Origin of the sequence: Kocuria sp. CPCC 205258 (assembly GCF_040981005.1) — a bacterium.
Taxonomy (GTDB): Bacteria; Actinomycetota; Actinomycetes; order Actinomycetales; family Micrococcaceae; genus Kocuria; species Kocuria rosea.
The window spans coordinates 1-25117 of the sequence record NZ_JAVKPS010000005.1 but is presented as its reverse complement, the minus strand read 5'-3'; the positions used below and the strand labels follow the sequence as shown (position 1 = coordinate 25117).

Annotated in this window: 21 protein-coding genes, 1 pseudogene and 1 other annotated feature; of the genes and pseudogenes, 10 read left to right on the top strand and 12 right to left on the bottom strand. The window is 63.5% G+C overall.

The window, feature by feature from the left end:
* Window positions 1-27: 27 nt before the first annotated feature.
* The 4 genes from RF644_RS10145 to RF644_RS10130 form a co-directional block, all read right to left on the bottom strand.
* Window positions 28-1731 (bottom strand): polysaccharide biosynthesis tyrosine autokinase, encoded by a 1704-nt coding sequence (locus RF644_RS10145; RefSeq protein WP_368796425.1) that lies wholly within the window; start codon window positions 1729-1731, stop codon window positions 28-30.
* A 44-nt stretch (window positions 1732-1775) separates the two neighbouring features.
* Window positions 1776-2777: a GDP-L-fucose synthase family protein gene (locus RF644_RS10140; RefSeq protein ID WP_368796424.1), complete on the bottom strand. Its 1002-nt coding sequence runs from the start codon at window positions 2775-2777 to the stop codon at window positions 1776-1778.
* Between the two features lie 14 nt (window positions 2778-2791).
* Window positions 2792-3823 carry a GDP-mannose 4,6-dehydratase gene (gene gmd, locus RF644_RS10135; RefSeq protein ID WP_368796423.1) on the bottom strand — a complete coding sequence of 344 codons (1032 nt, stop codon included), beginning with the start codon at window positions 3821-3823 and terminating at the stop codon, window positions 2792-2794.
* Between the two features lie 78 nt (window positions 3824-3901).
* Window positions 3902-5137, bottom strand: a complete 1236-nt coding sequence (locus tag RF644_RS10130; RefSeq protein WP_368796422.1) for a glycosyltransferase family 4 protein — start codon at window positions 5135-5137, stop codon at window positions 3902-3904.
* Between the two features lie 172 nt (window positions 5138-5309).
* Between RF644_RS10130 and RF644_RS10125 the strand changes: the two genes are divergently transcribed.
* The 6 genes and pseudogenes from RF644_RS10125 (at window position 5310) to RF644_RS10100 (ending at window position 12368) form a co-directional block, all read left to right on the top strand.
* On the top strand, window positions 5310-5918 hold the full coding sequence (locus RF644_RS10125) for an acetyltransferase (protein ID WP_368796421.1): 609 nt from the start codon (window positions 5310-5312) through the stop codon (window positions 5916-5918).
* Window positions 5915-7063, top strand: a complete 1149-nt coding sequence (locus RF644_RS10120) for a glycosyltransferase (protein WP_368796420.1) — start codon at window positions 5915-5917, stop codon at window positions 7061-7063. Before RF644_RS10125 ends, RF644_RS10120 begins: the two co-directional genes overlap by 4 nt.
* A complete protein-coding gene (locus RF644_RS10115; RefSeq protein WP_368796419.1) occupies window positions 7063-8175 on the top strand; it encodes a glycosyltransferase in 1113 nt (370 codons plus the stop codon). The genes RF644_RS10120 and RF644_RS10115 overlap by 1 nt, the downstream gene beginning before the upstream one ends.
* Window positions 8176-8297: 122 nt before the next feature.
* Window positions 8298-9575 carry an O-antigen ligase family protein gene (locus tag RF644_RS10110; RefSeq protein WP_368796418.1) on the top strand — a complete coding sequence of 426 codons (1278 nt, stop codon included), beginning with the start codon at window positions 8298-8300 and terminating at the stop codon, window positions 9573-9575.
* 346 nt (window positions 9576-9921) lie between these two features.
* Window positions 9922-11158, top strand: a protein-coding gene (locus RF644_RS10105; RefSeq protein WP_368796417.1) for an IS3 family transposase whose coding sequence is annotated in 2 segments (ribosomal slippage) — window positions 9922-10209 and window positions 10211-11158 — 1236 coding nt in all. Because the reading frame shifts where the segments join, the coding sequence is not laid out codon by codon here.
* Window positions 10200-10315, top strand: a sequence feature (AL1L pseudoknot). (Overlaps the previous gene by 116 nt.)
* Window positions 11159-11204: 46 nt before the next feature.
* Window positions 11205-12368: pseudogene (locus RF644_RS10100) on the top strand (ISL3 family transposase).
* Window positions 12369-12494: 126 nt separating this feature from the next.
* Here RF644_RS10100 and RF644_RS10095 read toward each other — a convergent pair.
* The 5 genes from RF644_RS10095 to RF644_RS10075 form a co-directional block, all read right to left on the bottom strand.
* Entirely contained in the window at window positions 12495-13508 is a 1014-nt protein-coding gene (locus RF644_RS10095) for a glycosyltransferase family 4 protein (RefSeq protein WP_368796416.1), read from the bottom strand.
* 11 nt (window positions 13509-13519) lie between these two features.
* Complete coding sequence (locus tag RF644_RS10090; RefSeq protein ID WP_368796415.1) at window positions 13520-14725, bottom strand: oligosaccharide flippase family protein; 1206 nt, start codon at window positions 14723-14725, stop codon at window positions 13520-13522.
* Window positions 14726-15556, bottom strand: coding sequence for a hypothetical protein (locus RF644_RS10085; protein ID WP_368796414.1), 831 nt, complete (start codon window positions 15554-15556; stop codon window positions 14726-14728).
* Window positions 15557-15869: 313 nt separating this feature from the next.
* Complete coding sequence (locus RF644_RS10080) at window positions 15870-17405, bottom strand: sugar transferase (protein ID WP_368796413.1); 1536 nt, start codon at window positions 17403-17405, stop codon at window positions 15870-15872.
* Between the two features lie 301 nt (window positions 17406-17706).
* Window positions 17707-18168 carry a hypothetical protein gene (locus RF644_RS10075; RefSeq protein WP_368796412.1) on the bottom strand — a complete coding sequence of 154 codons (462 nt, stop codon included), beginning with the start codon at window positions 18166-18168 and terminating at the stop codon, window positions 17707-17709.
* A gap of 357 nt (window positions 18169-18525) precedes the next feature.
* On the opposite strand from RF644_RS10075, the gene RF644_RS10070 reads away from it, so the two are divergent.
* Together RF644_RS10070 and RF644_RS10065 are read left to right on the top strand one after the other, a co-directional pair.
* Window positions 18526-20058, top strand: coding sequence for a Mur ligase family protein (locus tag RF644_RS10070; RefSeq protein ID WP_368796411.1), 1533 nt, complete (start codon window positions 18526-18528; stop codon window positions 20056-20058).
* A gap of 75 nt (window positions 20059-20133) precedes the next feature.
* A complete protein-coding gene (locus RF644_RS10065) occupies window positions 20134-21855 on the top strand; it encodes a cation:proton antiporter (protein ID WP_368796410.1) in 1722 nt (573 codons plus the stop codon).
* Window positions 21856-21972: 117 nt separating this feature from the next.
* Here the strand turns inward: RF644_RS10065 and RF644_RS10060 are convergent, their stop codons facing one another.
* The 3 genes from RF644_RS10060 to RF644_RS10050 form a co-directional block, all read right to left on the bottom strand.
* Window positions 21973-22389 carry a VOC family protein gene (locus RF644_RS10060; protein WP_368796409.1) on the bottom strand — a complete coding sequence of 139 codons (417 nt, stop codon included), beginning with the start codon at window positions 22387-22389 and terminating at the stop codon, window positions 21973-21975.
* A 213-nt stretch (window positions 22390-22602) separates the two neighbouring features.
* Window positions 22603-23076, bottom strand: a complete 474-nt coding sequence (locus RF644_RS10055; RefSeq protein ID WP_368796408.1) for a hypothetical protein — start codon at window positions 23074-23076, stop codon at window positions 22603-22605.
* Between the two features lie 260 nt (window positions 23077-23336).
* Window positions 23337-23474: a hypothetical protein gene (locus tag RF644_RS10050; RefSeq protein WP_368796407.1), complete on the bottom strand. Its 138-nt coding sequence runs from the start codon at window positions 23472-23474 to the stop codon at window positions 23337-23339.
* 213 nt (window positions 23475-23687) lie between these two features.
* On the opposite strand from RF644_RS10050, the gene RF644_RS10045 reads away from it, so the two are divergent.
* Both RF644_RS10045 and RF644_RS10040 read left to right on the top strand, forming a co-directional pair.
* Window positions 23688-24056 (top strand): hypothetical protein, encoded by a 369-nt coding sequence (locus RF644_RS10045; protein ID WP_368796406.1) that lies wholly within the window; start codon window positions 23688-23690, stop codon window positions 24054-24056.
* A 417-nt stretch (window positions 24057-24473) separates the two neighbouring features.
* On the top strand, window positions 24474-25117 hold a 644-nt coding region (locus RF644_RS10040; protein WP_368796405.1), incomplete at its 3' end, for a sensor histidine kinase.

The window sequence follows — 25117 nt, the reverse complement described above, 5'->3', positions numbered from 1 at the left end:
AACGGATAACGCAACAGCAGAACGGGGTCAGTGCCCCGTCGACGTGGACCCGGTGGAGGAGCCCGACCGGCCCCAGGCCTCGAGTCCGAAGGTCTCGTGCTCGGCAGAGCCGGGGACATCCGGCTGATCGGCACGCGCAGGCGCGGGCGCCGCGTCCTCCGCCGACGGCGCCGTGGGCTCCTGCTGCGCCCGCGGCGTGGCCGGCGGCTGGGCCGCGGCGGGCTCCGGTCGCAGCTCAGTGCCCCACGGCTGGTGCTTGCCGACCGGCGCGGGGACGACCGGCTGCGCGCCGGTCTTCGGCGCCGCCTTCTCGTCCGCGTTCGCGTAGTAGGACTTGCCGTAGTAGCCGTAGTACCCGGCGTCCGCGCCGGTGGTGGGCACGCGGTTGAGCACCACGCCGAGGACGTTGCCGCGGACCTGGTGCAGGTTCTCCAGGGCCTTGGACAACTCGTCCGTGGTGGTCTTCTGCGCGGTGGCCACGATCAGCGCGCCGTCGGCGGAGGCCGTGAGCAGCGCGGCGTCCGTGACCGGCAGCAGCGGGGGAGCGTCCACCAGGACCAGGGCGTCCTCGGCGAGGGTCTCCAGCATGGCGTGCATGGCCTTCGAGGACAGCAGCTCCGTGGGGTTCGGCGCGGTCTTCCCGGCACCGAGCACCTGCAGGTTGGGGAACGTGTCGTAGGTCTGGAGGACCTCCTCCACCTGCACCTGCCCGGTCAGCACGTCGGTGACGCCCACGCCGGCCACGAGCCCGAAGAGATCGGTGATCACCGGGCGGCGGAGGTCACCGTCCACGACGACGACGTTGCGCCCCGTCGAGGCGATGGCCACCGCCAGGTTTGCCGTGATCGAGGACTTTCCCTCACCCGGCAAAGACGAGGTGACCACGATCATCTTCGGCGGATTGTCCACGGAGACGAAGCTGAGGTTGGTGCGCAGCTCGCGCAGGGCCTCGGCGAACTCGTGGTGGCCGCGCCCGGCGGAGATGCCGGTCTCGACGATCGCGCGGTGGTCGGACAGCCGGTCGTCGGTGGGGATGACACCGAGGACGGAGACGCCGAAGCCGTCGCGGATCTCCTCGACCGACTTGATGCGGCGGTCCATCTTGTACCGCGCAAAGGCGTAGAGCAGACCCAGCCCGAGACCACCCACGAAGCCGAGGGCCAGGTTGAGCTTGAGGTTCGGCGACGACGGCGCCAGCGGCAGGGAGGCGTTGCTCAGGGGCTGAACGGCCACGCGGTTGATCGCGTCCTCGTCGCCCTGGCTCTCGAGCTCCTGCACCTGACCGGCCAGGGCCACGACCCAGGCGTTGGCCAGGTCGGCCGCCTCCGTCGGGACCTCGGCGTCGGCGGTGATGCGCAGCTCCGGGGTGTCCACGGGGACGTCCGTGGCAATGCGCGGCAGCACCTCCTCCGGCGTGGCGTCGAGATCGAGCTCGTCGATCACCGACTCGGCGACCGGCCGGGACGTGGCGAGCGACTCGTAGGACACGGCCTTGGACTGCGCCAGGTTGTTGCCGGCCAGCGCACTGGCCAGGTCCTGCTCGCCGGTGGCGACGACCAGCCCGGACGCGGTGGCCGAGTAGATCTTCGGCTGGATCAGCGTCCACCCGAGCGCCAGCAGGGTGCACAGCAGAGTGATCAGCGTGATGGCCCGCCAGTGCGTGCGCACGAGCCGGAGGAGATCCCGTGCATCGAGAGCGGGGGCTTCCCGCTCTGCGTCAAGGTGCTCCATGGTTCTCCTCGGGATCGGCTCGGGGGTGGGGGGATGGGTAGAAGTCACTCGCGGATGCCGTCCTGGTGCTCTCGGAACCACTCGACGGTGGACCGGAGGCCCTCCTGCAGGGGGATGCGGGCGGTCCAACCGGCCTCGGCGAGCTTGGTGACGTCCATGAGCTTGCGGGGGGTGCCGTCGGGCTTGGTGGTGTCCCACTCGATCCGACCCTCGTAGCCCACGGCCTTGGCGACGAGTCCGGCGAGCTCCCTGATGGTCACGTCGGTGCCGGTGCCCACGTTGACGTGTTCGGCTCCGTCGTAGTGCTCGAGCAGGTGCAGGCAGGCCTCGGCCATGTCGTCCACGTGCAGGAACTCCCGCAGCGGGGACCCGGTGCCCCAGTTGGTAACCGACTTGGCTCCGACCAGGCGGGCTTCTTCGTAGCGGCGGATCATCGCGGGAAGGACGTGGGAGCCGGTGGGGGAGAAGTTGTCCCCGGGCCCGTAGAGGTTGGTGGGCATCGCGGAGATCCAGGGCCGCCCGTACTGACGCCGGACGGCCTGGATCTGGAGGATGCCGGCGATCTTGGCGATCGCGTAGGCGTCGTTGGTGGGTTCCAGGTGCCCGGTGAGCAGGTACTCCTCCTTCAGCGGCTGCGGAGCCAGCTTTGGGTAGATGCAGGAGGACCCCAGAAACAGAACCCGCTCCACCCCGTGCTCCAGGGCGGCGTCGAGGACGTTGACCTGGATCCGCAGGTTCTCGGAGAGGAAGTCGACCGGGTAGGTGTTGTTGGCGAGGATCCCGCCGACCTTCGCCGCGGCCAGCACCACGTAGCGGGGCTTGGCCTCGGCGAAGAAGGCGAACACCGCCTCGCGGTCCTTGAGATCCAGCTCGGAGGAGGTGCGGCCGATGAGGTCGGTGAAGCCCTCGGACTGGAGTCGGCGCCAGATGGCGGAACCGACCAGGCCGCGGTGACCGGCCACGTAGAACGGGGCCGTGCGATCGAGGGGGCCGGGGGTGAACGAGGCGGTCGCGTCGGCGGTCTTCTCGGTGGTGTCTGCTGTCATGATGCGATCCTCCGTCACTTGGCCCAGGAGGCGAGGTCGACGGTGTCGATCCAGGCGTCGTTCTCGAGCAGGGCGATGTCGGCGTCGACCATGAGGCGGGCGAGTTCGGGGGCCTTAACGGTGGCTTCCCAGCCGAGCTTGTCCTTGGCCTTGGCCGGATCCCCGATAAGGGCGTCGACCTCGGTGGGGCGCAGGTAGCGCTCGTCGAACTCGACGTGCTCGCGCCAGTCGAGACCGGCGTGGTCGAAGGAAATCTCCAGGAACTCCCGCACCGTGCACGGGTGTCCGGTGGCGAGCACGAAGTCTTCGGGCTCGTCGGCCTGGAGCATCCGCCACATGCCCTCGACGTACTCGGCGGCGTAGCCCCAGTCGCGGATGGCCTGGAGGTTACCCATGTAGAGCTTGTCCTGGGTGCCGGCCTTGATCGCTGCTACGGCCCGGGTGATCTTGCGGGTCACGAAGGTCTCACCGCGCCGGGGGGACTCGTGGTTGAAGAGAATCCCGTTGACGGCGTACATGTCGTAGGCCTCGCGGTAGTTCTTGGTGATCCAGTAGGAGTAGATCTTCGCCGCCCCGTAGGGGGAGCGGGGGTAGAACGGGGTGTCCTCGTGCTGCGGGGGCGGGGTGGCCCCATAAAGCTCGGAGGTGGAGGCCTGGTAGTAGCGGGCGTCCACGTTGGCCAGGCGCATCGCCTCGAGCAGGCGCACGGTGCCCAGCCCGGTGGTGTCCCCGGTGTGCTCGGGCTCCTCGAAGGAGACCTTCACGTGGGACTGGGCGGCGAGGTTGTAGACCTCATCGGGGCGGATCTGCGCCATCAGCGTCACCAGGCGGGAGCCGTCCGAGAGGTCGCCGTAGTGCAGGAACAGCTTGGCGTCGGCCTCGTGCGGGTCCGAGTAGAGGTGGTCGATCCGGTGGGTGTTGAAGGTCGAGGCGCGACGGATCAGCCCGTGGACCTCGTAGCCCTTGGCGAGCAGCAGCTCCGCCAGGTAGGAGCCGTCCTGACCGGTGATACCGGTGATGAAAGCCTTCTTGGGGGTGGCGTGCATGATCATCCTTCGAGGGGGAAAGCGTAGGCCATTGAGGGGACAGCTTTATGCTAGTGAATGAACAAGCAAAGCCAGTGATCAGAGCCGGACATGTTGCGTCAAAGATCGAAGCACATCGTCCCACCGTCGCATGGCGGCATCCGCGGCGAGATGCTCCGCGACGTAGCCGGGACCGCGTCCGCCGATCTCCGCGGCCAGGGCCCGGTCGCCGCCGAGCTCCTCGGCGGCCTGCAGCAGTCCTGCCGGATCGCCGGAGGCAATGACCCTACCGGCGCCGGAGGACTCGATCTCACCGGCGGACGAGCTCTCGTCGTCCACCGCAGCCAGGACAGGGCGACCGGTGGCGAAGTAGGACGTGAGCTTGCTCGGTACGCACATCTCCCGCAACTCGGGCTTCTCGTTGACGAGTAGCACGTCGGCTGCCGCCAGGGCGGCGGTGTACTCCTCGTCTGGCAGGGGCTCGACGAACTCCAGGCTCTTGATGCCGGCGGCCAGCTGCCTGAGCCGCTGCAACTGGTTGCCCGCGCCGAGCAGGACGAACCGCACGCGGGAGCCTCGTTCATCGGCGAGCCGGGCGGCGTCCACCACGTTCTCGAGGTATTGCTTCACGCCCATGTTGCCGGCGTGGAGGACAACGACCTCGTCCTCGGACCAGCCCCGACGAGCACGGACCGCCGCGGTGTCGATCTCGTGCTGCGGGGTGATGTGGGACCAGTTCCGGTGGATGAGCGCCCGCCCCGGAACCACGCCGAGTTCGTTGACCGCGTGGCGGCGGAAGCGGTCGTGGATGACGATCACGCGGTCCATGGCACGAAGGACCAGCCCCTCGACCTGGCGCATGACGGGGGCCAGTGCGGCAGCCGAGGTGTGCACCTCCTCGAGGCCTCGGGAGTACAGGTCTTGGATCCAGATTGCCGTGCCGGGACGGCGCCGGCCGAGCTTGGCGCGGAGAGCCGCAATGCCCGAGGAGAACAGGCCGGGATTGACGAACAGGACCACGTCCGGGCGACCCCAGTTCGCCACCGCGGTGCGAATCCCGAAATGGACTTCCATCAACAGCCGGTTGAGCAGCTTCGGCTCTGGGGGCACGTAGTGGCGGAGGCGCAAGACATGGATCCCGCGGCAATCCTCCTCCAGCGTCCGGCCGTCGTAGCCGTCATAAATCCGCCACTGGGGGTAGTGCGGGAAGCCGGTGATGACCCGGACCTCCCACCCGAGCTCGGCCAGTCCTTCGGCGAGGGCTGTGGTGTAGGGAGCGTTGCCACTGGACTCGGGAGCGTAGTTGATGCCAATGATCGTCAATCGAGGGCGCATGGGGGTGCTTTCGTCACACTGGGAGCAACGCCGAAGGGAATCAGCGGCCCACCGGAGGGGATGGGGTATAAATCAGACGATACATGTGAGCGCATTCAGCGCGGGAGCGACGCCCCAGTCATCTCGCGGTTCGGCTCAGACAACTCCCTCGACCCCCACAGCAGAGGTACCCATGGTCCCCGCCGCCGAGCGCAGCCCTGCCCGTCCAGAGATTCCGGTAATCAACTTGTCCAAAGCGCCCGGGGAGGGCGAGGCCTGGGGCAAGCCGAAGTGGTTGGTTTATTTATGGACTGCCACCGAGCTGGTCATTATCACCAACCCATGGCAGATCAGCTCCAGCCTGCGGACAAAGGTACTCAAAGCCTTTGGCGCAAAGATTGGCAACGGCGTTATCATCCGACCCCGTACCCGAATCCGATTTCCCTGGAATTTGGAGGTTGGAGATCGGTCATGGATCGGAGATGGCGTGTGGATACATAATCGCGAAACAGTTGCAATCGGACATGACGTCGTTGTGTCCCAGGAAACGTTTATTACCACAGGCAGCCATGCCTACCGCACCGATATGGGCCTCATCACGCGCCCAGTGATGATCGACGATGGCGCATGGGTCACCTCAAGATGTGTCATCACGGGAGGTGTCAACATAGGGCGCTCTGCGCTGATTCAGCCGTTGACGCGGGTCGCGGAAAATGTGCCAGCCAATGCAATCTACGGACACGTTACCCCGAAAATACAAGGGCATCGGTTCCCCCTGGAAGGCGAAGGATTCGATCAATGAAAATTCTTCAAATTGTCACGTACATAAGCCCCGACGGGGCATATGGTGGACCTGTGCGTGTGGCAATAAACCAGGCCAAAGCTCTAACCGAGCTAGGACATGAAGTGGTTGTCGCGGCCGGTGCAGGGGGCTTTGCCGGACCCCTGCCACACGAGTTTGATGGCTATCCCGTACAACTTTTTCCAGCTAGGCGGGTCACGTCGAAAGCCGGATTCGCTGGCGTTTTTTCACCTGCACTCCTGTGCTGGCTTCTTAATGCACTCCGTTACGCCGACGTGGTTCATGTGCATATGGGAAGGGACTTGGTTACACTTCCTGCCGCCCTGATAGCGCGGCTAACAGGAAAGCCGCTAGTTGTGCAAACACATGGGATGATTCGGCAGTCTAAAAGGCGATTAGCCAAGCCGCTGGATGCGCTTGTCACTTGTCCAATTCTACGTCGAGCGGCAATAGTCCTTCACCTGACAGAACTAGAAAAATCAAAACTTACGGACATAGCGGGCAAAAATTTAAACTTTTATTCACTTCGTAATGGAGTGAATGCAACCGATATGCGGGCAGAGGAGCAGGTGTTTGGTGAATCAAAAAACCCAGAGGTTCTGTTTCTTGCCAGATTGCATCGACGGAAGCGACCAATGCAAATGGTTTCAGCGGCAGCGAAATTGATTGCAAAGTATCCCCATATGAGGTTCAAGCTCGTCGGACCTGACGAGGGCGAAGCAGCTAGTGTCGAGAGGGCTATTAAGGAATACGGGCTTGAGCACGCGGTGGCCTGGGAAGGGCCCATAGACCCGCTCGGGACAGGCCAGCGAATGAGCAAGGCGTCTATTTTTGCCCTACCCTCGACGAATGAACCGTATCCAATGGCGATACTGGAAGCGATGGCTTACGGACTGCCGGTAGTTCTAACTGACTCTTGCGGTCTAGCCCCAATTGTCGAGGAGTTTAATTGCGGGGTAGTATGCGATTCCACTTCCGAGAGTTTTGAAGCCGCTTTGGACACACTAATGAGAGACTCGCAAAAGCGAATAACTATGGGTAGAAACTCAGTGCGTGTTGTGCAAGATTTGAACTCCATGCAAGCCGTAGGAGAAGAGTTGTCGGGAATATATCGGAACGCGCTTGCATTCCATCTGGGAGAATAATGGCAAAACGACTTGTAATTGTTCAATCCTATATTCCCTCGTATAGAGTCGACTTTTTTGAGCGCTTGCACGACAGATTGTTGGAGCGTGGAATCCAATGTGTCATCGCAGCAGGAGCGCCCGAGGGTGAGCAAGCCGAAAGAGGAGATGCCGCAGCGCCGGAGTGGCTTACGCCCATCAAACGCAATATGCTGGTAATTCGAGGTCGGTCAATTAATACGAGCGTTCAACCGAAGCCTTGGATGGACGCAGATGGAGTTATCTTCGGACTGAAGGGTACTTCTCTGCCCGTTTACGAGGCCTTGATGTATCGTCGCAGCAAGGGTACTCGTATTGGTTTATGGGGGCACGTCCGACCATATGTAAACTCTGGAAACTGGCTCGATCTCCGATTTGAGCGGTTCCAGATGCAGCAGGCTGACCACGTTTTTGCGTACACCGGTGGGGGCGCCGAGTTCGCCATGCAGGCAGGAATTAATCCTGACAAAGTTACAGAGGTCGGTAATACTATTAACTCCGAACTGTTGCGGGAGGAGTTGAATGGAATCAGCACCAAGGACGTTATAAAATTCGCGCAAGAACGCAACTTCGACCCTAGCAGAGCCGTGGGTTACATCGGTGGCTTGGATGCCAGCAAAAGAATTGCGTTTCTGGCGAAGTCTTTGAATTACTTATGGGATCTCGATCCCACTATTCATCTTCTCGTGGCCGGCAGCGGCGCGCATGTGGGGTTACTGCAGGAGGCCCAATATAGGGGCCAAGTGAGTTTTCTTGGTTTTTCAGATGTTCGCCAGAAAGCTCTGGTGATAAAGTCGTCCCGCGCGCTATGTTTGCCCGGTCGTATCGGCTTGGTGGCTGTCGATGCCCTTACGGGTCAAATTCCCATACTTACCACTGAGTGGCCGTTTCATGCTCCTGAGTTCGAATACTTAGTCGAGGGACATAGCAAAGTGACCGCCTCGAACACGCCAGAGGCATATGCCAGATTGATTATGTCGTATGTCACCGGAACTGAACCAAGGGGATCCAGCTCTGCAGATTGGCCGGTTCCAAACCTTGAAAATATGGTGAAGAATTTTTCCGCAGGTGTGGTCAAAATGCTGGCCCCATGAAGACTGCTTGAAGGATGGTGATGTCCGGGATGGCGCAAATTTTTAACGAAATGTCATAGCAGACTCGTGTTCACGCGCATATACGAGAACCATGCCGTTAGTTCGGGGATTGGAAAGAATGCATGAAAGCGGCTCAGCTTCGATTTGTGATATTTGTTGCGATGGGCATGTTCGTTTTCCAGTCTGAGTCCGGTTGGGTGTCATCACTCAAATTTGTTTACTTCCCTCTAGTCGTATTGTTCGGGGTAATTTCCCTAGGAAATTTGCGATATCTCGACCCAAGCATGAAGCGTGCATTGAAACCCGCCTTGGTGGGATTGAGTATACTGCTTGTTTTTATAACCGGAGTTGCTTTTATCTCAATTATTAGGGGCGAAGAGCCTCTTCGAGTGTTTAGGGATTTTTTCACTTATTTGTTGATTTGCATCGCTCCTATTGTGGCAGTCGATGCCGGTCGTGTCACGAGTTTGAGATCCGGAAAAGCGCTGGCTGCGTCATTTACGGGAGTGGCAGCTGTTAGCTTTTCCGTATACTGGCTTTCCGCTCGCGGAGTTTCTTTGCTCGGTGTTGATCGCCTTCTAATGTTTTCAATGGTTCTAACTGGACTTGGAATATTGCTGGGTTCAGTTTATGGTCTGGTCCGTCTGCGACCAACATGGGTACTTTTTGGGATCTTATGTTTCATCGCCATTCTCGTCACTGGCACGAGGTCTGGTTTTATACTTTTGCTCGGAGTCTTCGGTGCGGTCGGCGCAGTTCGAAAATTTCGTATTCCAGTTTTTCGATTTGCGGTGGGCATGATCGGTATTGCTGTATGCACCTACCTCGTCTTGCCCGTTATTTCCAGTCGAGTTTCAAAAGAAGGGTTCCTTGAGAACAGAATACGTGCTCTCGGTGAAATATTCGGTGACGGTGTAACCTCGGACGCTTCAGGTGCCATACGATCCCGTGCCGTCGACATTACCCGCGCCGAATGGCGAGATCGGCCGCTTTTGGGGGTTGGATTTGGGCACGCATTTGAAAGCCCGGTTCCTGGTCGTGTGGCGGTTGATTTCCAGCTGGATAGTGGAATGTTGCTTTTTGCGAAATTTGGAGTATTAGGCATGTTGTGCTTAATGGTATCTTTCGCTCTAATTGGTTTCTGCATAGTTCGCTTTCATCGGGCAATTGGCGCCCGTTCAGAGGCTCAGGCTCTCGGTACCGCATTCCTGTTCATGTGTTCCCTCATTGCCTTTTTGGGGGCACCCACGGAGGATAAAGGGTTTGCTTATGGTTTGAGCATCGTGTTATTCCTCCTGGTGGTTCATGGTCGAGCTGCTCACGGGATGCGTGCTTCGAAGTTGGGTACGACGGTGTGTACCCCTAGAGCGTGTCTGGTAAGTGAGTCGGTGACGCGCTGAGATCCTGATTGCATGTCCCGGTTTCAGATGTTCTCGGCTGCCCACTGGTTGTTGAGCGAGTCGATGCTGTCAGCCCCTATGGGTTGCAAGGGATGCCTGATCACTGACGCGCGCACCATGGTGGGGACGTTCATCTACCGATGCCGGTGCGGAATCGCCTGATGTGTCTGCCGCAGGTGTGCAGCCCGTGGTAGACGGTGTGAACATGGCATCAGGGGGGGCCAGGATGGCATGTGGGACAAAGTGCTCGCGACGCTCACTGCGGCGGTGGATGCAGCCGGACGGATCGACTGGTGTCCCGTAACGGGTCTGTTGGAGGCTTTGATTCCACGGAAGGATGAGAGTCATGGGGGCACCGAGGAAGTACCCGGACGAGTTGCGTGAGCGCGCCACCCGGATGGCGGTGGAGGCCCGGCGGGACCCGGCGACGAAGGCCGGGGCGCTGGCGCGGATCGGGCAGCAGCTGGGGATCAACCCGGAGACGCTGCGGAACTGGGTGAGACAGGCCGAGGTCGATGAGGGATACCGGCCGGGGACCACCACTGATGACGCCCAGCGGCTGGCCGAGCTCGAGAGAGAAGTTCGGGAACTCCGCAGGGCTAACGCCATCCTGCGGTCGGCCTCGGCTTTCTTCGCGGCGTGAGCTCGTTCTACCCACACCACAGGTAGTGGCCTACATCGACGCCCACAAGGGCGAGTACGGGGTCGAGCCGATCTGCAAGGTTCTGCAGGTCGCCCCGAGCACCTATTACGCTGCCAAGACCCGGCCTCCCTCGGCGCGGTCGGTCAGCGATGCGGCCACGACCGCGGTCATCGCCAAGGTGCATGCGGAGAACTACGGGGTGTACGGGGTCACCAAGGTCCACGCCGAGCTGCGCCGGGCAGGCCACCGGGTGGCCCGGTGCACGGTGCACCGGCTGATGCGGGCAGCCGAGCTGCGCGGGATCATTCGGGCCAAGGGCCCGCGTACCACGGTGGCCGGCACCGGACCGGAGTCCCGCCCGGACCTGGTGGAGCGGTCGTTCACCGCCGCTGCCCCGGACCGGCTGTGGGTCGCCGACATCACGTATTGCAGAATGTTCGCCGGCTGGGTCTACGCCGCGTTCGTCATCGATGTGTTCTCCCGGCGGGTGGTGGGGTGGCAGCTGTCGACCTCGTTGCGCACGGACCTGGCTCTGGATGCCCTCGAGATGGGGTTGTGGACCCGATCCCACGACGGCCATGACGCCAGCGGTGTGGTCCATCACTCCGATAAGGGCGTGCAGTATGTCGCGGTGCGCTACACCCAGCGCCTGGCGGAGGCCGGGGCGGTGGCTACGGTGCGATCCACCGGCGATTCGTACGACAACGGCCTCGCTGAGGCGTTCAACTCGCTGTTCAAGGCCGAACTGATCCGCAACAAGGGTCCCTGGAAGTCGATCGACGACCTGGAGATCGCGGTGGCCGAGTACATCGACTGGTTCAAGCACCGGCGCCTGCACGGAGAGATCGGGCTCGTGCCCCCGGCCGAGTTCGAGGACGCCTACTATCGTCAGCACACCGCCCCGACGACCGCCGGAGCGGCACTACCAAGCCTCCACTGAACCCGTCAGGGGACAGCCGGCCCTGGTCGGGTGCCCGTCCTGCGGTGTGTTCACCGCAGGTCACGGCCGCCGGCAGGTCCTGCTCCACGACCTGCCCTGCGCTTGGGTGCCGGTGCGGGTCGTCTGGCGCAAGTGGATCCAGCGCTGCCGGGAGGATGCCTGCGAGATCACGAGGTTCAGCGAGGTCCACAAACTGGCCGTGCCGCGGGGCAAGTTCACCACCCGAGCGAGCGCCTGGGCGGTGGGCCAGCTGCGCTCCCATGACATCGCAGTCTCGGCAATGGCCGGCAGGCTAGGGGTGGCCTGGAGAACCGTCCAAGACGCCATCGCCCCGATCCTCGCGGACCAGTTGGCTGCGGAGGACCGGCTGGCCCGGGTGGACACCCTCGGCATCGACGAGCACGTCTGGCGCCACGTCGGTCCGCCTGCGACCAGGCTGGTGACCGGAATCGTGGACCACTCCCGCTGTGACGACGGCGGGCCCCGGACGCGCCTGCTGGACCTGGTCAAGGGCCGCACCGGGGCCGCCTACGGCGACAGGCTCACCGAACAGGGGCCGACCTTCGCGGGCGGGATCCGAACCGCGACGCTGAACCCGTTCGACGGCTACGCCAACGCCATCCGCGACGAACTCCCCGAGGCCATCACGGTGCTCAACGCCTTTCACGTCGTCAAGCTCGGCGGCCAAGTCGTCGACGAGATCTGCCGCCAGGTGCAGCAGGACGCCCTGGGCCACCGCGGGAGGGCCGGATACCCGCTTTACGGCATCCGCCGCACCCTGCAGATCGGCGTCGACCACATCAACCCCAAGCAGATCACCCGCCTGGACGCGAAGCTCGAAGCCCGGGACTCGCACCGTGAAGTCACCCTCGCCTGGCACTGCTACCAGAAGCTGCATGCCGTCTACCACGCCCGCCCTAAAGTCGGACTCCGGCTCATCGCCGAGATCCTGGGCGCCTCCCCGACCCGCCCGATCCCGTAGGTCGCCCGGCTGGGCCGCACCTTGCGGTGATGGCGGTCGGGGATCCTGGACTACGTCGACACCGCCGGATTCTCGACCGGACTGACAGAGGCGATCAACGGCGTGATCGAAACGATGCGCCGGGTCGTCTGGGGCTTCCGCAAGTTCGACAACTACCGGCTACGTATCCTGCTCGCCGCCAGTGGCCACCGGCCGTGGCGAAAAACGCCTACTAATGCTCATCTGTGAAGCGCCAGAAAACAAGGCACAAAACATCTAAACGAATAACTACAAACCGAGGATCGCCAACATGCACCTGACCCACCAGGAAAGTAGCACGTCAGTTCCTGATTGGCGTGCAATTATTCGTCTTGATTATTGAATTACATGCTTTCTGAAGAGATTCACGTATGAATCGGCAGTATGCGCTATTCCAAAGCGCTCGACAACCAAGCGTCTCCGCGGCTCAGCGCGCTCCACATGGGAGGCGTATTTTTCAATCGCAGATGTAACGGCCCTAATCGCTGACGTCGGATTTCCGACATCGAAAGTCTCACTAACTAAATCAATGCCGACCGAATTGGCGACCGTATCACTGCAGACTACTGGAAGCCCCGTCATTACAGCTTCCAGAATGGAAAGGCTATGTGCTTCCCTATCCGAAGGGTGAAAATATATGTTGTATTTTCTCAGTAATGACGCGCCATCAGGCGCACCACCTAGCAAACGTCCTCTATGGTCGCTGGTATTTATGCTGTCCGCAATGGCCTGAATCTCTGGGTCATGGTCCATAGGACCAATCCAATCAAAGGTCGCCTGTGAGTCGATCGAGGCAAAATGATTTGCAACTTCATGCCAAAGCCATGGATTCTTTGCGGACGTAACCCTGGCTAACGTAACCAAATTGGGCGCACCCAGATTAGGGGAGGGGAAGTAGCCTGGATCCGCAATACCATTCTGAATAAGGTGAACGGGTGTTCTGTCACCGAACAAGTTGACGTATTGGGCCTTTAATTGCGAACTAACCGCGACAACATGGTCATTGCGCCAGTATTGCAGGAAGTATTCGGCAGTTCTTAGGGATCGAAAGTCGAAGTCACCTGCAGCACTATGCATTACAGGAACGATGGGAACTGACCTCGGCAATGCCAAACGACAATAAGCGTTAGGAATAGCCGAATGTGTTACAACTACATTGGGAGAGCATCGATTATATGCAGAACGTATGTGCCTGGGGCGGGAATAATACTTAAACCCCGTACCATTTGATGGATCGACATATGCAATTTCCGACTCAATGCCAGTCTTTGCCCATTCAGACTGGAGGGATTTTGCCAGCGTTTCAGCGCCGCCAATCCGAGGACTCAAGAGAAACTGGAGAATTTTCATGCAAGCCTCAATTAAAATTGGGAAGAGGGAGGAGGGTATGTTTTCGAACGCCAGACTAAGATTATAATGAAGCCAGTGAGAAAACAAAACTGAGCGATCATGAACGCGGCAGCAATGCCAGTTTCCTGGTAAAGCAGACCTAAAATGAAACACAATGTAAGTTGTATGGCGACCGATGTGCAAGCTACAGTCGCAACATGTTTATTAGCATGTAGGGCCTGCAAAAAGGCATAAAGTGGCTGGTTCAGTAAGGAAGGGATGGTTCCCAGGGCCAAAAGGAATAACACACTGGCTGATCCCTCATACTGCGGCCCAAGGAGAATATCAACGAGTTGGGATGCAAAAATCGCAACAAGCAAGCAAGTCGCCATACCCATCGCCAAAATCCACCACGCTCTCCGCATCTCCCCATATGAACGACGCAAGGACTGGGTTCTTGCAACAACTGGCAGACCTGTGGTTGCAAATGCGTTTGCGAAGACGCCCATAGGCTGGGTCCAACGATTAACGGCTCCAAAGATTCCCGTAGCTGAGGGGCCAGCGACGGTGTGGAGGATTGCAGCATCTAAGGATTGAGCGGCAATAGCCATTCCGCCAAGCCCGTATGAGGTCGCGCCCTTCCACGGCCAAGCCAGACGAACAAGGCTAGACACCTTTATGAACTTAATGGGTGAAGTGCAGTACGCCGCAATTCCCGCTGAAAACGAACCTATACTAAGAGCCAGCACCAGGGCGATATGCGCATCAAGCCCAACCCACAATAGTATAAAAAACCAAAAAATTGCGAGCAGCCGCTCGAGAAGAATCGCTACGGATAAGCGCGTTCCCGCGCCCGCGGCTTTGATGGACACAATTGCGCATTGAAAGAAAGCGACGGATACGGTTAGTAAACCGGACAGGTAGTAAAAAGTTTCTGACAATAGTATGGCGGAGAGTGCGGCGACTACGCCACCTACTCCAGCAGCGATTATGAGTTTCGATGACATTCTTGCCGTAAGTTTGTCGTGCGAAAGCGCGTTGGTTACAAGCCCGCGAACCCAAAGACTATTCGTGCCAAAGTCAACAATGCCTGCAAGAAAATTGGCCAGCGCAATAGCTGCCACGACCCCACCGAAACTTGCCGCTCCGGATTCTCGCGCTACGACGATATATAGTATTGCAATCGCACCCTGAGATAGGATTTGCGATACAGCCAAAATTATTGATCGTTTGAGCACTTAGTTATTCTTTGTATATGAAAGAAAAAGACCCTCGGCGAATTTGCACTCCGTATTGAGTGAACGCGGCGTAACTTGACGATGTTCTAGCCCTATCCTAATTGATTCGGAAATGTCGGGGGCGCTTAGGGGGGACCAGGCACTACTTTTGCTTAGGATTTTGCAGTCATCCCTCAACGAGTGGGCACCGGCAGCGACCACGAATGTACCCGCCTCAACTGCTTTTCCCAATATGCCGCTTGGACCCTCATTCGAATGGGCGAGCACGACAATTTTTAGTCGACTGAGAATTGCATCTAATTGCCCATCAGTCAGAGGCTGGTCAAGCAGAACTGTCTGAATTCTCCGGCGCTCCATCTTTTGCAATAAAGTTTGCACTTCGGCCTTAAGAGACTCGTCGAGTTTTCCCGCCAGAACGATACCAATGCGGTGCCTATTCACGTTTAACGCAGATTCTAAAACCAACGGTATATTTTTTCGGCAAGTAAGGGCTCCAACGACTCCTATCCATTCGATTTCACGTGTCCGGGAAGTTGATGGCCAAATTGATTCGAGTTCGAACTCGCTCGGTTTGAAGCTAATTGGATCAGGCACACTGTTAATGTTGTTGTTATTGGAAATGGAGCTTTCAAGTTTAAGAACGCTTACATTCTTGTAGGCATTGGAAATTTGGATCATTATGGACTTGAGCATTGTTGCGAATGTTCGACGTAGTTTTATGGAGCTTTGGCCCGCTGGTCTCATAACTAATGCTGAGAGGGTTCCATTGCCGCGCCATCCGCGATACCAGATGTGCCGCCAGATGAGAGAATCACCGTCAGGAACGATCATTATGTCCGTATTAAATAGATTCGACGATCGAACTACCTCGTCATTTCCCTCACCTCTTACCAGACTTAGGGTGAAAAACTCAGACAATGGCTCAATGTGTAGTTTGTAATTGTCGCTCTTGGTTGCCGCAATTGTTGTGAATAGTATGATTGTTGCCCGTTGGTGAATTCCATGGGATATTAGATATTGCACATACTTGAACCTGTGTCCGGCGTCGCACGGCTCATAAATGCCGACCATAATGTTATCGTTCTTCAACTTTGATTCCCCATCTGAGTCGCTGTACGTCGCACAATGGTTTGGGTCGAACTAATTAGTATGCGCCCTCTTTTGCCATGACTGCTTTAAATGTTCGCCCCATAATTAAAATATCTAGCACCGGTGACCAGTTCTCCACGTAGTAAAGGTCCAGGCGCACCGACTGCTCCCAATCGAGGTTCGATCTTCCGGATACCTGCCAGAGACCGGTGATGCCGGGCTTCACACGCAGCCGGCGGTGGACGTAGTCCTCGTACTGCTCGACCTCCGCGGGGAGTGGGGGGCGGGGTCCCACAAGCGACATCTCGCCTTTGAGCACGTTGAGGAACTGGGGGAGCTCGTCCAGGCTGTAGCGGCGCATCCACTTGCCGGGGGCGGTGACGCGGGGGTCGTCCTTCATCTTGAACAGCAGGCCGGCGCCCTCGTTCTGCTCCTTGAGGCGCTGGAGCACCTGCTCGGCGTCCGTGCGCATGCTGCGGAACTTCAGCATCCTGAAGCGGGAGCCGTCCTGGCCGATGCGCTCCTGGGCGAAGAAGGCGGGGCCCTTGTCGTGGGCCTTGACGATCAGCGTCAGGGCGAGCAGGACGGGGGAGAGGACGAGCAGGGCGGCCCCGGAGCCGAGGATGTCCATGAGGCGTTTGGTCATGGCGCGGCTGCGGCTCAGCTTCGGGGTGGCCACGTGGATGAGGGGGAGCCCGGCCACCTGCTGCATGTGAATGCGAGGGCCGGCGATGTCGGTGAGGCCGGTGTCCATGACCAGGCGGATGTGGGCGTCGGCGAGCTGCCAGCTGAGGTGCCGGATCTCCGTGGTGCCCAGGGGGACGTTGGAGGACAGGACGACGGTCTCGATGCCGCGCTCGTGGCAGGCGTCGACGATGCCCTCCACGGTGGGGCGCGCCCCCGGGGCGAGCGCATTTGGGGGGAGACTCATGCGCTGCAGCTCCGCGGGGATCGGCTTGCGGGTCTCGGGGACGTAGATGGCGGCCGCGTCGAGTCCCGAGGTCGGGTGTTGGCGCAGGGACTTGATGAGGTCGCACGTGCCGGCCAGCCGGCCCACCACCATGGTTCTGGACAGCGCCTCGCCCTTGTAGCGGGCCTTGACCAGCCGGTCCCGCACGATGAAACGGCCGAGGATCAGGAAGCCCAGGCCCAGGGGGAGGGCGAGCAGGACGTAGCTGCGGGCTGTGGGGAGATTGAAGCCGAAGGAGATGATCGCGATGGCGCCGAAGAGGATGAGGCTCGAGTGCACCACCTGCCGGGTCTCCTCGAGGCCGTGGCCGATGAGTCGGACGTCCCGGGCGCCGCGGGCGCCCAGGTGCATCCACCAGACCAGGGCCAGGGTGATGCCGACGATCCAGTAGGGGACCGAGAGGGGTCCGAGGTCCAGACCGGCGTTCTCGAGCTGGAACCGGACGAGCTGGGTGCCGATGAGGGTGACGATGAGGGCCAGGCCGTCGGCCCAGCGCATGCGGGTCAGGTAGGTGGACCGCCAGCCGGTACGGGACGCGGCGTCTCGGGCGGTGGTGCGTGCGGCGTTGAGCCGCGGACGCCGGTGGTCGTCCGCTCTGCTGATCTCGTTGACCTTGAGCATGGTGGTGCTCCCTCCCCGAAAAAGCACGCGGCCACCTGGGGTGCCTCCTCCCAGCCCGTGGGGGAGACGGTGGACCGCGCGCTGCATTGCACTTGTCATCAGTTTAGGGGCGCAAATCGATGAGGATGGTTCTATGACGAAGGATGTTTGCGTCTGCACTTGTTCGTGCCGAGAACTCGCGGGACAGCGTCGTGCCTAGTGGTGACGGGGGTCACGTCGTCGGGCGGGGAAGTCGGCCCGACGGTGACCGTGCCTTTTTCTGTCCCCCACTCGGGGGACGGCGGCGATCGGTACCGACCGTTCAGGCGGCGCGAGCCTCCGGCGCGGCGTGGCCGGCGGTGCGGAGGTGCTCGGCCTTGAGGCGGCGGAGGTTCAGGGCCAGGCAGCCGGGGGCGTAGGCCGGGCGGATCACCACGGGCGTGCCCTCGTGGCCGTGGGCGGCGAGGATCTCGCCCAGGGCGGCCTCGTGGCGCTCGAGGACCACGTGGCCGAAGTAGTGGTCGTTGAAGAGATCGGCCAGTTCCAGGGCGTAGGCCCAGGTGGGGGTGCCGACCTCCATGGACGCCTTCGGGCAGTCCCAGTCGCTGGGGGTGCCGGCGGTGCGCAGCTGGGTGCGCAGCACGCGGTCGAGGGCCTCGGGGGTGAAGGCCAGGGTGAGCGCGGCGACGTCCTCGACGATGTCGAGCTCCAGGAGCGTGAGGCCTGCGGGGGAGCAGGACTCCAGGTAGTGCTGGACGTCAGTGGCAAGGGGGGAGGTGCGCATCGGCTTCTCTCTTGTCCGTCGAGGGGTACGGATCTTCGGGTCCTCCGAGCGTATCGGGGCGACGGCCCTAGTGGGGGGCTATTCCTGTCCCCACATGGTCCCCATCGGACCGGACAAAAGTCTATTGTCAGCCCCTTGTTCCTATGCGGGAAGTGGTTCGGTGTAGACCATTGTCCAGGCGGTGTTTCCGGAGTGTGTCGGGGGCCACACAGACGGTCCTGGCTGTCGAGACGGGACTGCGTGAATTCATACGTGTACTGACTTCTTTCCGGGCGCGGATACGCTGGAACGGTGCATTCTCCTGAGCGGGCGCGGGGCGGGCGGTCGTCGTCCGCAGCGGTGCCCCTGGCTGATCTGGTGCACGACATCGGGGGGACGCTCGCCGCGGGTGACGTGCTCGAAGACCCGGTGGTGCGCCGGGTGGTGGAGGACCACCGCGAGGCCGGCCCGGGCGACCTCTTCGTCGCCCTGCAGTGCGGTCGCGGGCACGGCGTCCAGCACGCCGCGGCGGCGGTCGGAGCCGGCGCGGTCGCGGTGCTCACCGACCCGCGCGGCGCGCAGTTGCTGGGCCAGGAGATTGGGGTGCCGGTGGTCGTCGTCGACGATCCGCGCGCCGTGCTGGGACCGGTGGCGGCCCGGCTGCAGGGCCACCCCGCCGCGGATCTGACGATGCTGGGGATCACGGGCACCAACGGGAAGACCACCACCGCCTATCTCCTCGAGGCGGGCCTGGTCCGCCTGGGCCGCCGCCCCGGGCTGCTGAGCTCCCCGGAGACCGTGGTGGGCGACCGGCGCCGGGGCAGCGCCGTCACCACCCCCGCGGCCCCGCGGCTGCAGGAGCTGCTGGCGCAGATGCGGGACGCGGGCAACGACGCCTGCGTCATGGAGGTCGGCAGCCACGCCCTGGACCAGCACCGGGTGGACGGCATCCACTACAGCGTGGTCGCCTTCACCAACCTCTCCCACGAGCACCTGGACTACCACGGGGACATGGCGTCCTACTTCGCGGCCAAGGCCCGTCTCTTCACCCCCGAGTTCGCGTCCCGGGCGGTGGTGGTGGTCGACGACGACGCCGGCCGCCGTCTCCTCGACCTGGCCGGCCGCCGCGGGCTGCCCGTGGAGGGCCTGGCCAACGATCCCGGGGCGGACGCGCAGTGGCACATCGTGGGGGAGCGGGGCGAGGACGCGTTCCTCCTCCGGGGCCCGGCCGGCAGCCTGGCGCTGCGGACGCCGCTGCCCGGAGAGCACAACCGGACCAACACCGCGGTGGCCGCGCTGATGCTGCTCGAGCTCGGGGTGTCGCCGTCCGAGGTGACTGCCGCTCTCGACGGCCCGGTGAGTGTCCCGGGGCGGATGGAGCACGTGGACCTCGGGCCGGGGTGGCCGACCGTCGTCGTCGACTTCGCCCACACCCCGGACGCGCTCGCGTCCTCCGCGGCCGCGCTGCGGGCGCGCACGCGGGGCCGGCTCGTGGTCACGGCGAGCTCCGGCGGGGACCGCGACCCCACGAAGCGGGAGCCCGCCGGAGTCGCGGCCGTGGAGTCCGGCGCCGACGTGGTCCTGGTGACGGACGACAACCCCCGTACGGAGGACCCGGCCGCCATCCGCGCCGCGGTGCTGCGGGGCGTCCGCCGTGCGGTGGCGGCGCGGCGGTCCGCCGGTCTGTCCGTGCCCGAGGTCGTCGAGCTGCCGACCCGGCGGGAGGCCATCCGGTTCGCCCTCGAGACGGCCGGACCGGACGGCACGGTGGTGCTCAACGGCAGGGGGCACGAGGAGTGGATGGAGATCGGCCCGCGGGGGAGCCGGGTGCCGTTCGTGGACCGCGACGAGGTCCTCGCGGCAGCGGGCGACATCTCCCTCGCCCGGGACGAGGCCGCCGCCCGATCCTGACGCCTGCCGGTACGGCCCTGCCCTGGACGCGCCGCCGCCCGCGCTCGCTGCGCTGGTTAGAGTGCGGGAATGGGAATGGCAATCGTGGGCGTCCTGGTGATCGTCCTGATGGTGGCGGTTACCGGCCTGTCGAAAAAGCTCGGTGTCGCCGCGCCGCTGCTCCTGGTGGTGGTGGGACTGACGCTGTCCTACGCCCCTGGGGTGCCGGACATCGAGGTGCCCCACGAGTGGATCCTCACCGGAGTGCTTCCCCCGCTGCTGTACGCGGCCGCGATCAAGGTCCCGGTCATCGACTTCCGCCGCAACCTCGGAGCCATCACCAGCCTGTCCGTGGTCCTGGTGCTGGTGTCCGCCCTGATCACCGGGCTGGTGCTCTACGCCCTGCTCCCGGACCTGAACCTGGCCGCGGCCATCGCCCTGGGGGCCGTGGTCAGCCCGCCGGACGCCGTGGCGGCCACCTCGATCGGCAAGCGGCTGGGCCTGCCGCCGCGGCTGGTGACCGTGCTCGAGGGCGAGGGGCTGGTCAACGACGCCACCGCCCTCGTGCTGCTGCGCAGTGCCCTGGCCGTGGCGGCAGGGACGATGTCTGGAGTGTGGAGCGGGGTTGCCGACTTCGGCTTCGCCGTGGTCGTCGCCGTGGCCGTGGGCCTGCTCGTCGGCGTGGTCACCGTCGCCGTGCGCGCCAGGATCGACGACCCCGTGCTGGACACGGCCCTGTCCTTCGTCGTGCCGTTCCTGGCCTTCATCCCCGCGGAGGAGCTCGGGGCCTCCGGGGTGCTGTCCGTGGTGGTGGCCGGACTGTGCACCGGTCACCGCGGCGCGGCCGTGCTGGGTGCCCAGGCCAGGATCGGCGACGACGTGAACTGGCGCACCGTGCAGTTCCTGCTCGAGAGCGCGGTGTTCCTGCTCATGGGCCTGGAGCTGCACGACCTGGTGGATGACATCGACCAGGACCTGCTGAGCATTCCTCACACGGCGCTGATCGGCCTGCTGGTCACGGCGGTGCTCATCGTGATCCGCGTCGCCTGGGTCTTTCCGCTGGTGTTCCTCCTGCGCCGGCGCGCCGGCCGCGCCGAGCGCCGGATCATGCGCCTGTGGCTGCGCCTGGAGCAGGTGCGCGAGCGCCCCGCCGACCCCCGGCAGCAGCGCCGGAGTCGCCTGCTCCGCCGCCTCTACGCCCAGCGGCGGGCCGACCTGGAGCAGGAACGCCGCGAAGGACTGGGCTGGCGGGGTGCCGTGGTCCTGGGCTGGTCCGGCATGCGCGGGGTGGTGACCCTGGCGGCGGCCCAGTCCCTGCCCGCCGCCGTGCCCTACCGGGAGCAGCTCGTGCTCATCGCCTTCACCGTGGCGGTCACCACCCTGCTGCTGCAGGGCGGCACGCTGCCCGCCCTCATCCGGGTGCTGGGCATCCGCGGTGTGGACACCACCGCGGATCTGCGGGAGTCCGCGGCCCTCTTCGACGAGATCGCCGACGCCGGGCTGCGGGTCCTCGACGCGCCGGGTGCGGTCCTGGGCGACGGCGCGGCCGCGGACCCCGACGTCGTCGAGCGCGTCCGCCAGGACACCTTCCTGCGCAGCGAGTCCGCCTGGGAGCGGGCCCACGTCCGCGAGGAGAAGGACGCCCCCACCCCGCACCACCAGTACCGGCAGCTGCGCCTGGCCGTGGTCCGCGCGGAGCGCGAGGCCCTGCTCGCCGCCCGCCGGGAGGGGAAGTACCCCTCGAGGATCCTGGCCGACGCCCAGCGCGTCCTGGACGTCGAGGAGGCGAGGCTGCGTCCGCACACCTCGGAGCACTAGCTGGGATGTCCGGGGAGGTGTCCCGCCTCGGCGCGCCCAGCATCTCGCCGCGACCGCGGAGCTCCGTCGTCGTCGCCCCTTCTGGCCGCGCGTGACGCGGTGTCCTGCTGTGCGGGTCTACGCGACGAGGATGCAGAACGGGTGCCCTGCGGGATCGGCGAACACGTAGAACGATTCCTCCGGATCGTCCGAGCGGTCGCGCAGCAGTTCGGCACCCAGTTCGAGGGCCCGTTCCCGCTGAAGCTCAAGCGCTTGCCGATCCGGGACGGACAGGTCCAGGTGCAGCTGCTGCGCCACGCCGGACGCGTCGGGCCACGTCACCCGGGGTAGGGCGGGGACCGCCTGGAACGTCAGCTTCCGTGCCCCGTGGGCGTCCGTGAGGACCAGCCACCCGTCGTCGTCGGGGGATCCGTCCGTCGGCGGCTCATCCCGGGGCAGGTACCGCAGGCCCAGCAGCTTCCGGTAGAACTCCGCCAGCCCCCGGACGTCCGTCGCGTCCAGCACGATGGTCTGCAACTGCGGGTATTCGGTCATCGGTCATCCCTTTCGCTCGTTCCCCCGTCCCACGGTAGGCAGGCTTCGACCGTGACGGGGGCGACCACGAGGATGAGCCTCCTTTCGCGCAGCACCCGGCACCAGGGCCGCGGCCGGCCGGCCGGTGACGCAGGAGCGCCCCACCCGCGCAAGGGGTGGGGCGCTCCTGCGTCTCATGCGGGGAGCGCCCTGGCTGCCCCTGTCATCCGGGTCTCAGTGCTTCCCGTGGTGAGCGTGGTGGTAGTCCTTCTCGTCCTCGTCCTCGTCAGCCTCCTCGTCGTTCTTCTCGTCCTCCTCTTCGTCCTCGTCGTCGTCGGCCTTGTCGTCGTACTCCCACGTGTACTCGTGGTGGTACTCCTCGTCGTCGTCCTTCTCGCCGTTCTCGTTCTCGTCGTGGAACCAGTGCTTGCCGTCGTACTGCCAGACGTGCTCGTGGTGGTACTTCTCCTCGTCGTCCTTCTCGCCGTTCTCGTTCTCGTCGTGGTACCAGTTCTTGACGTCGTACTCGTCGTCGTCCTTCTCGTCGTCCTTTTCGTCCTTGTCGTAGTCATCACTGGATTTGTCTTCGTAATCACCATTGGACTCGTGGTCATGGTTCCCGCCCGCGAACGCGGGAGTGCCCAGTGAGCCTCCGAGGAGGGCGGCCGCGATGGCCGCACCGGCGAGAGTCTTCTGCAGATCGTTCATGATGTCCCCTCAAAAGGGCATGACGAAGAAGTCGCCATGCGCGCGAAAGAGAATGTGTCCAGGCCTGTGAGACAGGCCTTCCCTGAGAACCGGGTGACACCACCGTAGAAGGGCATTTGCGCGGGGTTCAAGAGTCCGACTAGGACAAACGGCAACATGGCATTCTTTTCTCGCGCCCGGTTCTTGCCGCTGCGGACGAAATGGGCTGGCGGATACGACGGCCTGCGTCCTGGGGTGTTTCCTCCCTAATGACCAGTAAGTCAGCTGTCTTTCTGCAGGTCATAGCGGATTACCGACCGGTTGGCAGTACCGGCGACCACCTCGGACGATCCGCCCTGACGGCGCGGCAGGCAGGCGCCCCGAACGCCGCTGAGGACCCCGGCGACCATCAGCTTCATGACGGTTCGGCGCTCTTTGTGACGGCGCCACTGGCTTCACCCGCCTTCCCACAAGCACTGATCCTTGGGTCTCCAACCCGCACGCCCGCGCAGGGCGGCGAAGGCACGGGAAGCTGGCAGGTGTGGGACACGCCCCTGTTACTCAGCTCACGGAGGCTGGGGGAGGGCAGGTGCCTCCGCCGGTCCACGCAGCGTCCCGGAAGGAACCCCACGATGACCGTGACCCTCAGCATCCTTACCGCCACCACTCCCGCCGGGGCGGTGGAGTGGGCCCGCCTCTTCTCCTACCAGCTGCCCTCCGGCCACGACCCGGGTCTCGAGGCCGTGCTCGAGTCCATGACCGAGGGCCGGCGCGTCCCCGGGCACACCTACGTGTGGGCGGACTACCGGGTCCCGGTCGAGCTGGTCCCCGCCTGCCTGCTGGACACCGAGCACGAGGCGGAGATCAGCCACGGACGGATCACCGGGTTCCACGGCGTGGATCTCATGTCCGTGGTGGGCGACCACGAGATAGCCCGAGCCGTCCTGCGCGAACCCGAGACTCCCGGTGCGGCCGACGGCGCACTGATCCCGGCCGCCTGAGCGGTCCCACGGCAGGCCCGACGCGCTAGCACCGGCAGTTCCTCGGGGTGCCGTTCCTGGCGGCCCTGCCCGTGCTCTGGCTGGTCGCCTCGGCCCAGCTGCCCCGGGCGGCCGCCCCGCTGGGGGCGCTGCTGACCGTGGCGATGCCGTGGGTGCCGCTGCTCACCAACAACGGTCACCTGCACGCCCACGCCCAGCAGCGCCTGGCACGCACGTCGTCGTCCTCGGCGCTCCCGGTGCTGTACGACGGGGCGGGCGCCCCCTTGTCCTCCTCGGCCCGGCCGATCGCCCGCGCGGTGGCGGGGGAGTCCTTCTCCGCGGACCTGGTGCGGGTGGGGGGGGAACCGCCCGCCCAGCAGGTGCTGTCCGTGACCGCCCGCGTCATGCGCGACGAGCACGGGCGGGCGGGAGGGGTCCGTGCTGTCCTTCAGCGACGTCACCGAGCTCGTGGACGCCCTGCAGGCCAAGGACGAGTTCGTGGCCGGTATCTCCCACGAGCTGCGCACCCCGCTCACCTCCCTTCGCGGTTACACCGAGCTGCTGGCCATGGACGACCGGCTGCCCGGCTCCGCGCATGCCGGGCTGGAAGTGATCGAGCGCAACGCCGACCAGCTGCTGAGCCTGGTCGACGACCGCTTGAACTCCCGCCGGGACACCGCCGACCTGCACGTTGTCCCGGCGGACCTCGTGGCGCTGCTCGAGCAGTCCGCCGAGGCCGCCCAGCCCCATGCCGATCGGGCCGGGATCTCCGTGAAGGCCTGGACGCCGGACACCCTGGTGGTCGACTGCGACCCGGTGTGCATGCGCCAGGTGCTGGACAACTTCATCTCCAACGCCATCAAGTACTCGTCCGCGAACAGCACGGTGTTCGTGCTGGACTCCCAGTCGGGCGACTCCGCCCAGGTGCAGGTGATCGACCACGGCCACGGCATGTCTCCGGAGGACGTCCGCCGGGGGGGGGGGGGGGGGGGGGGGGGGGGGGCAACCCCGCCCCCCCCCCCCCCCCCCGGGGGGGGCGGGGGGGCCACCCCGCCCCCCGGCCCCCCCCCCCCCCGCGAGGG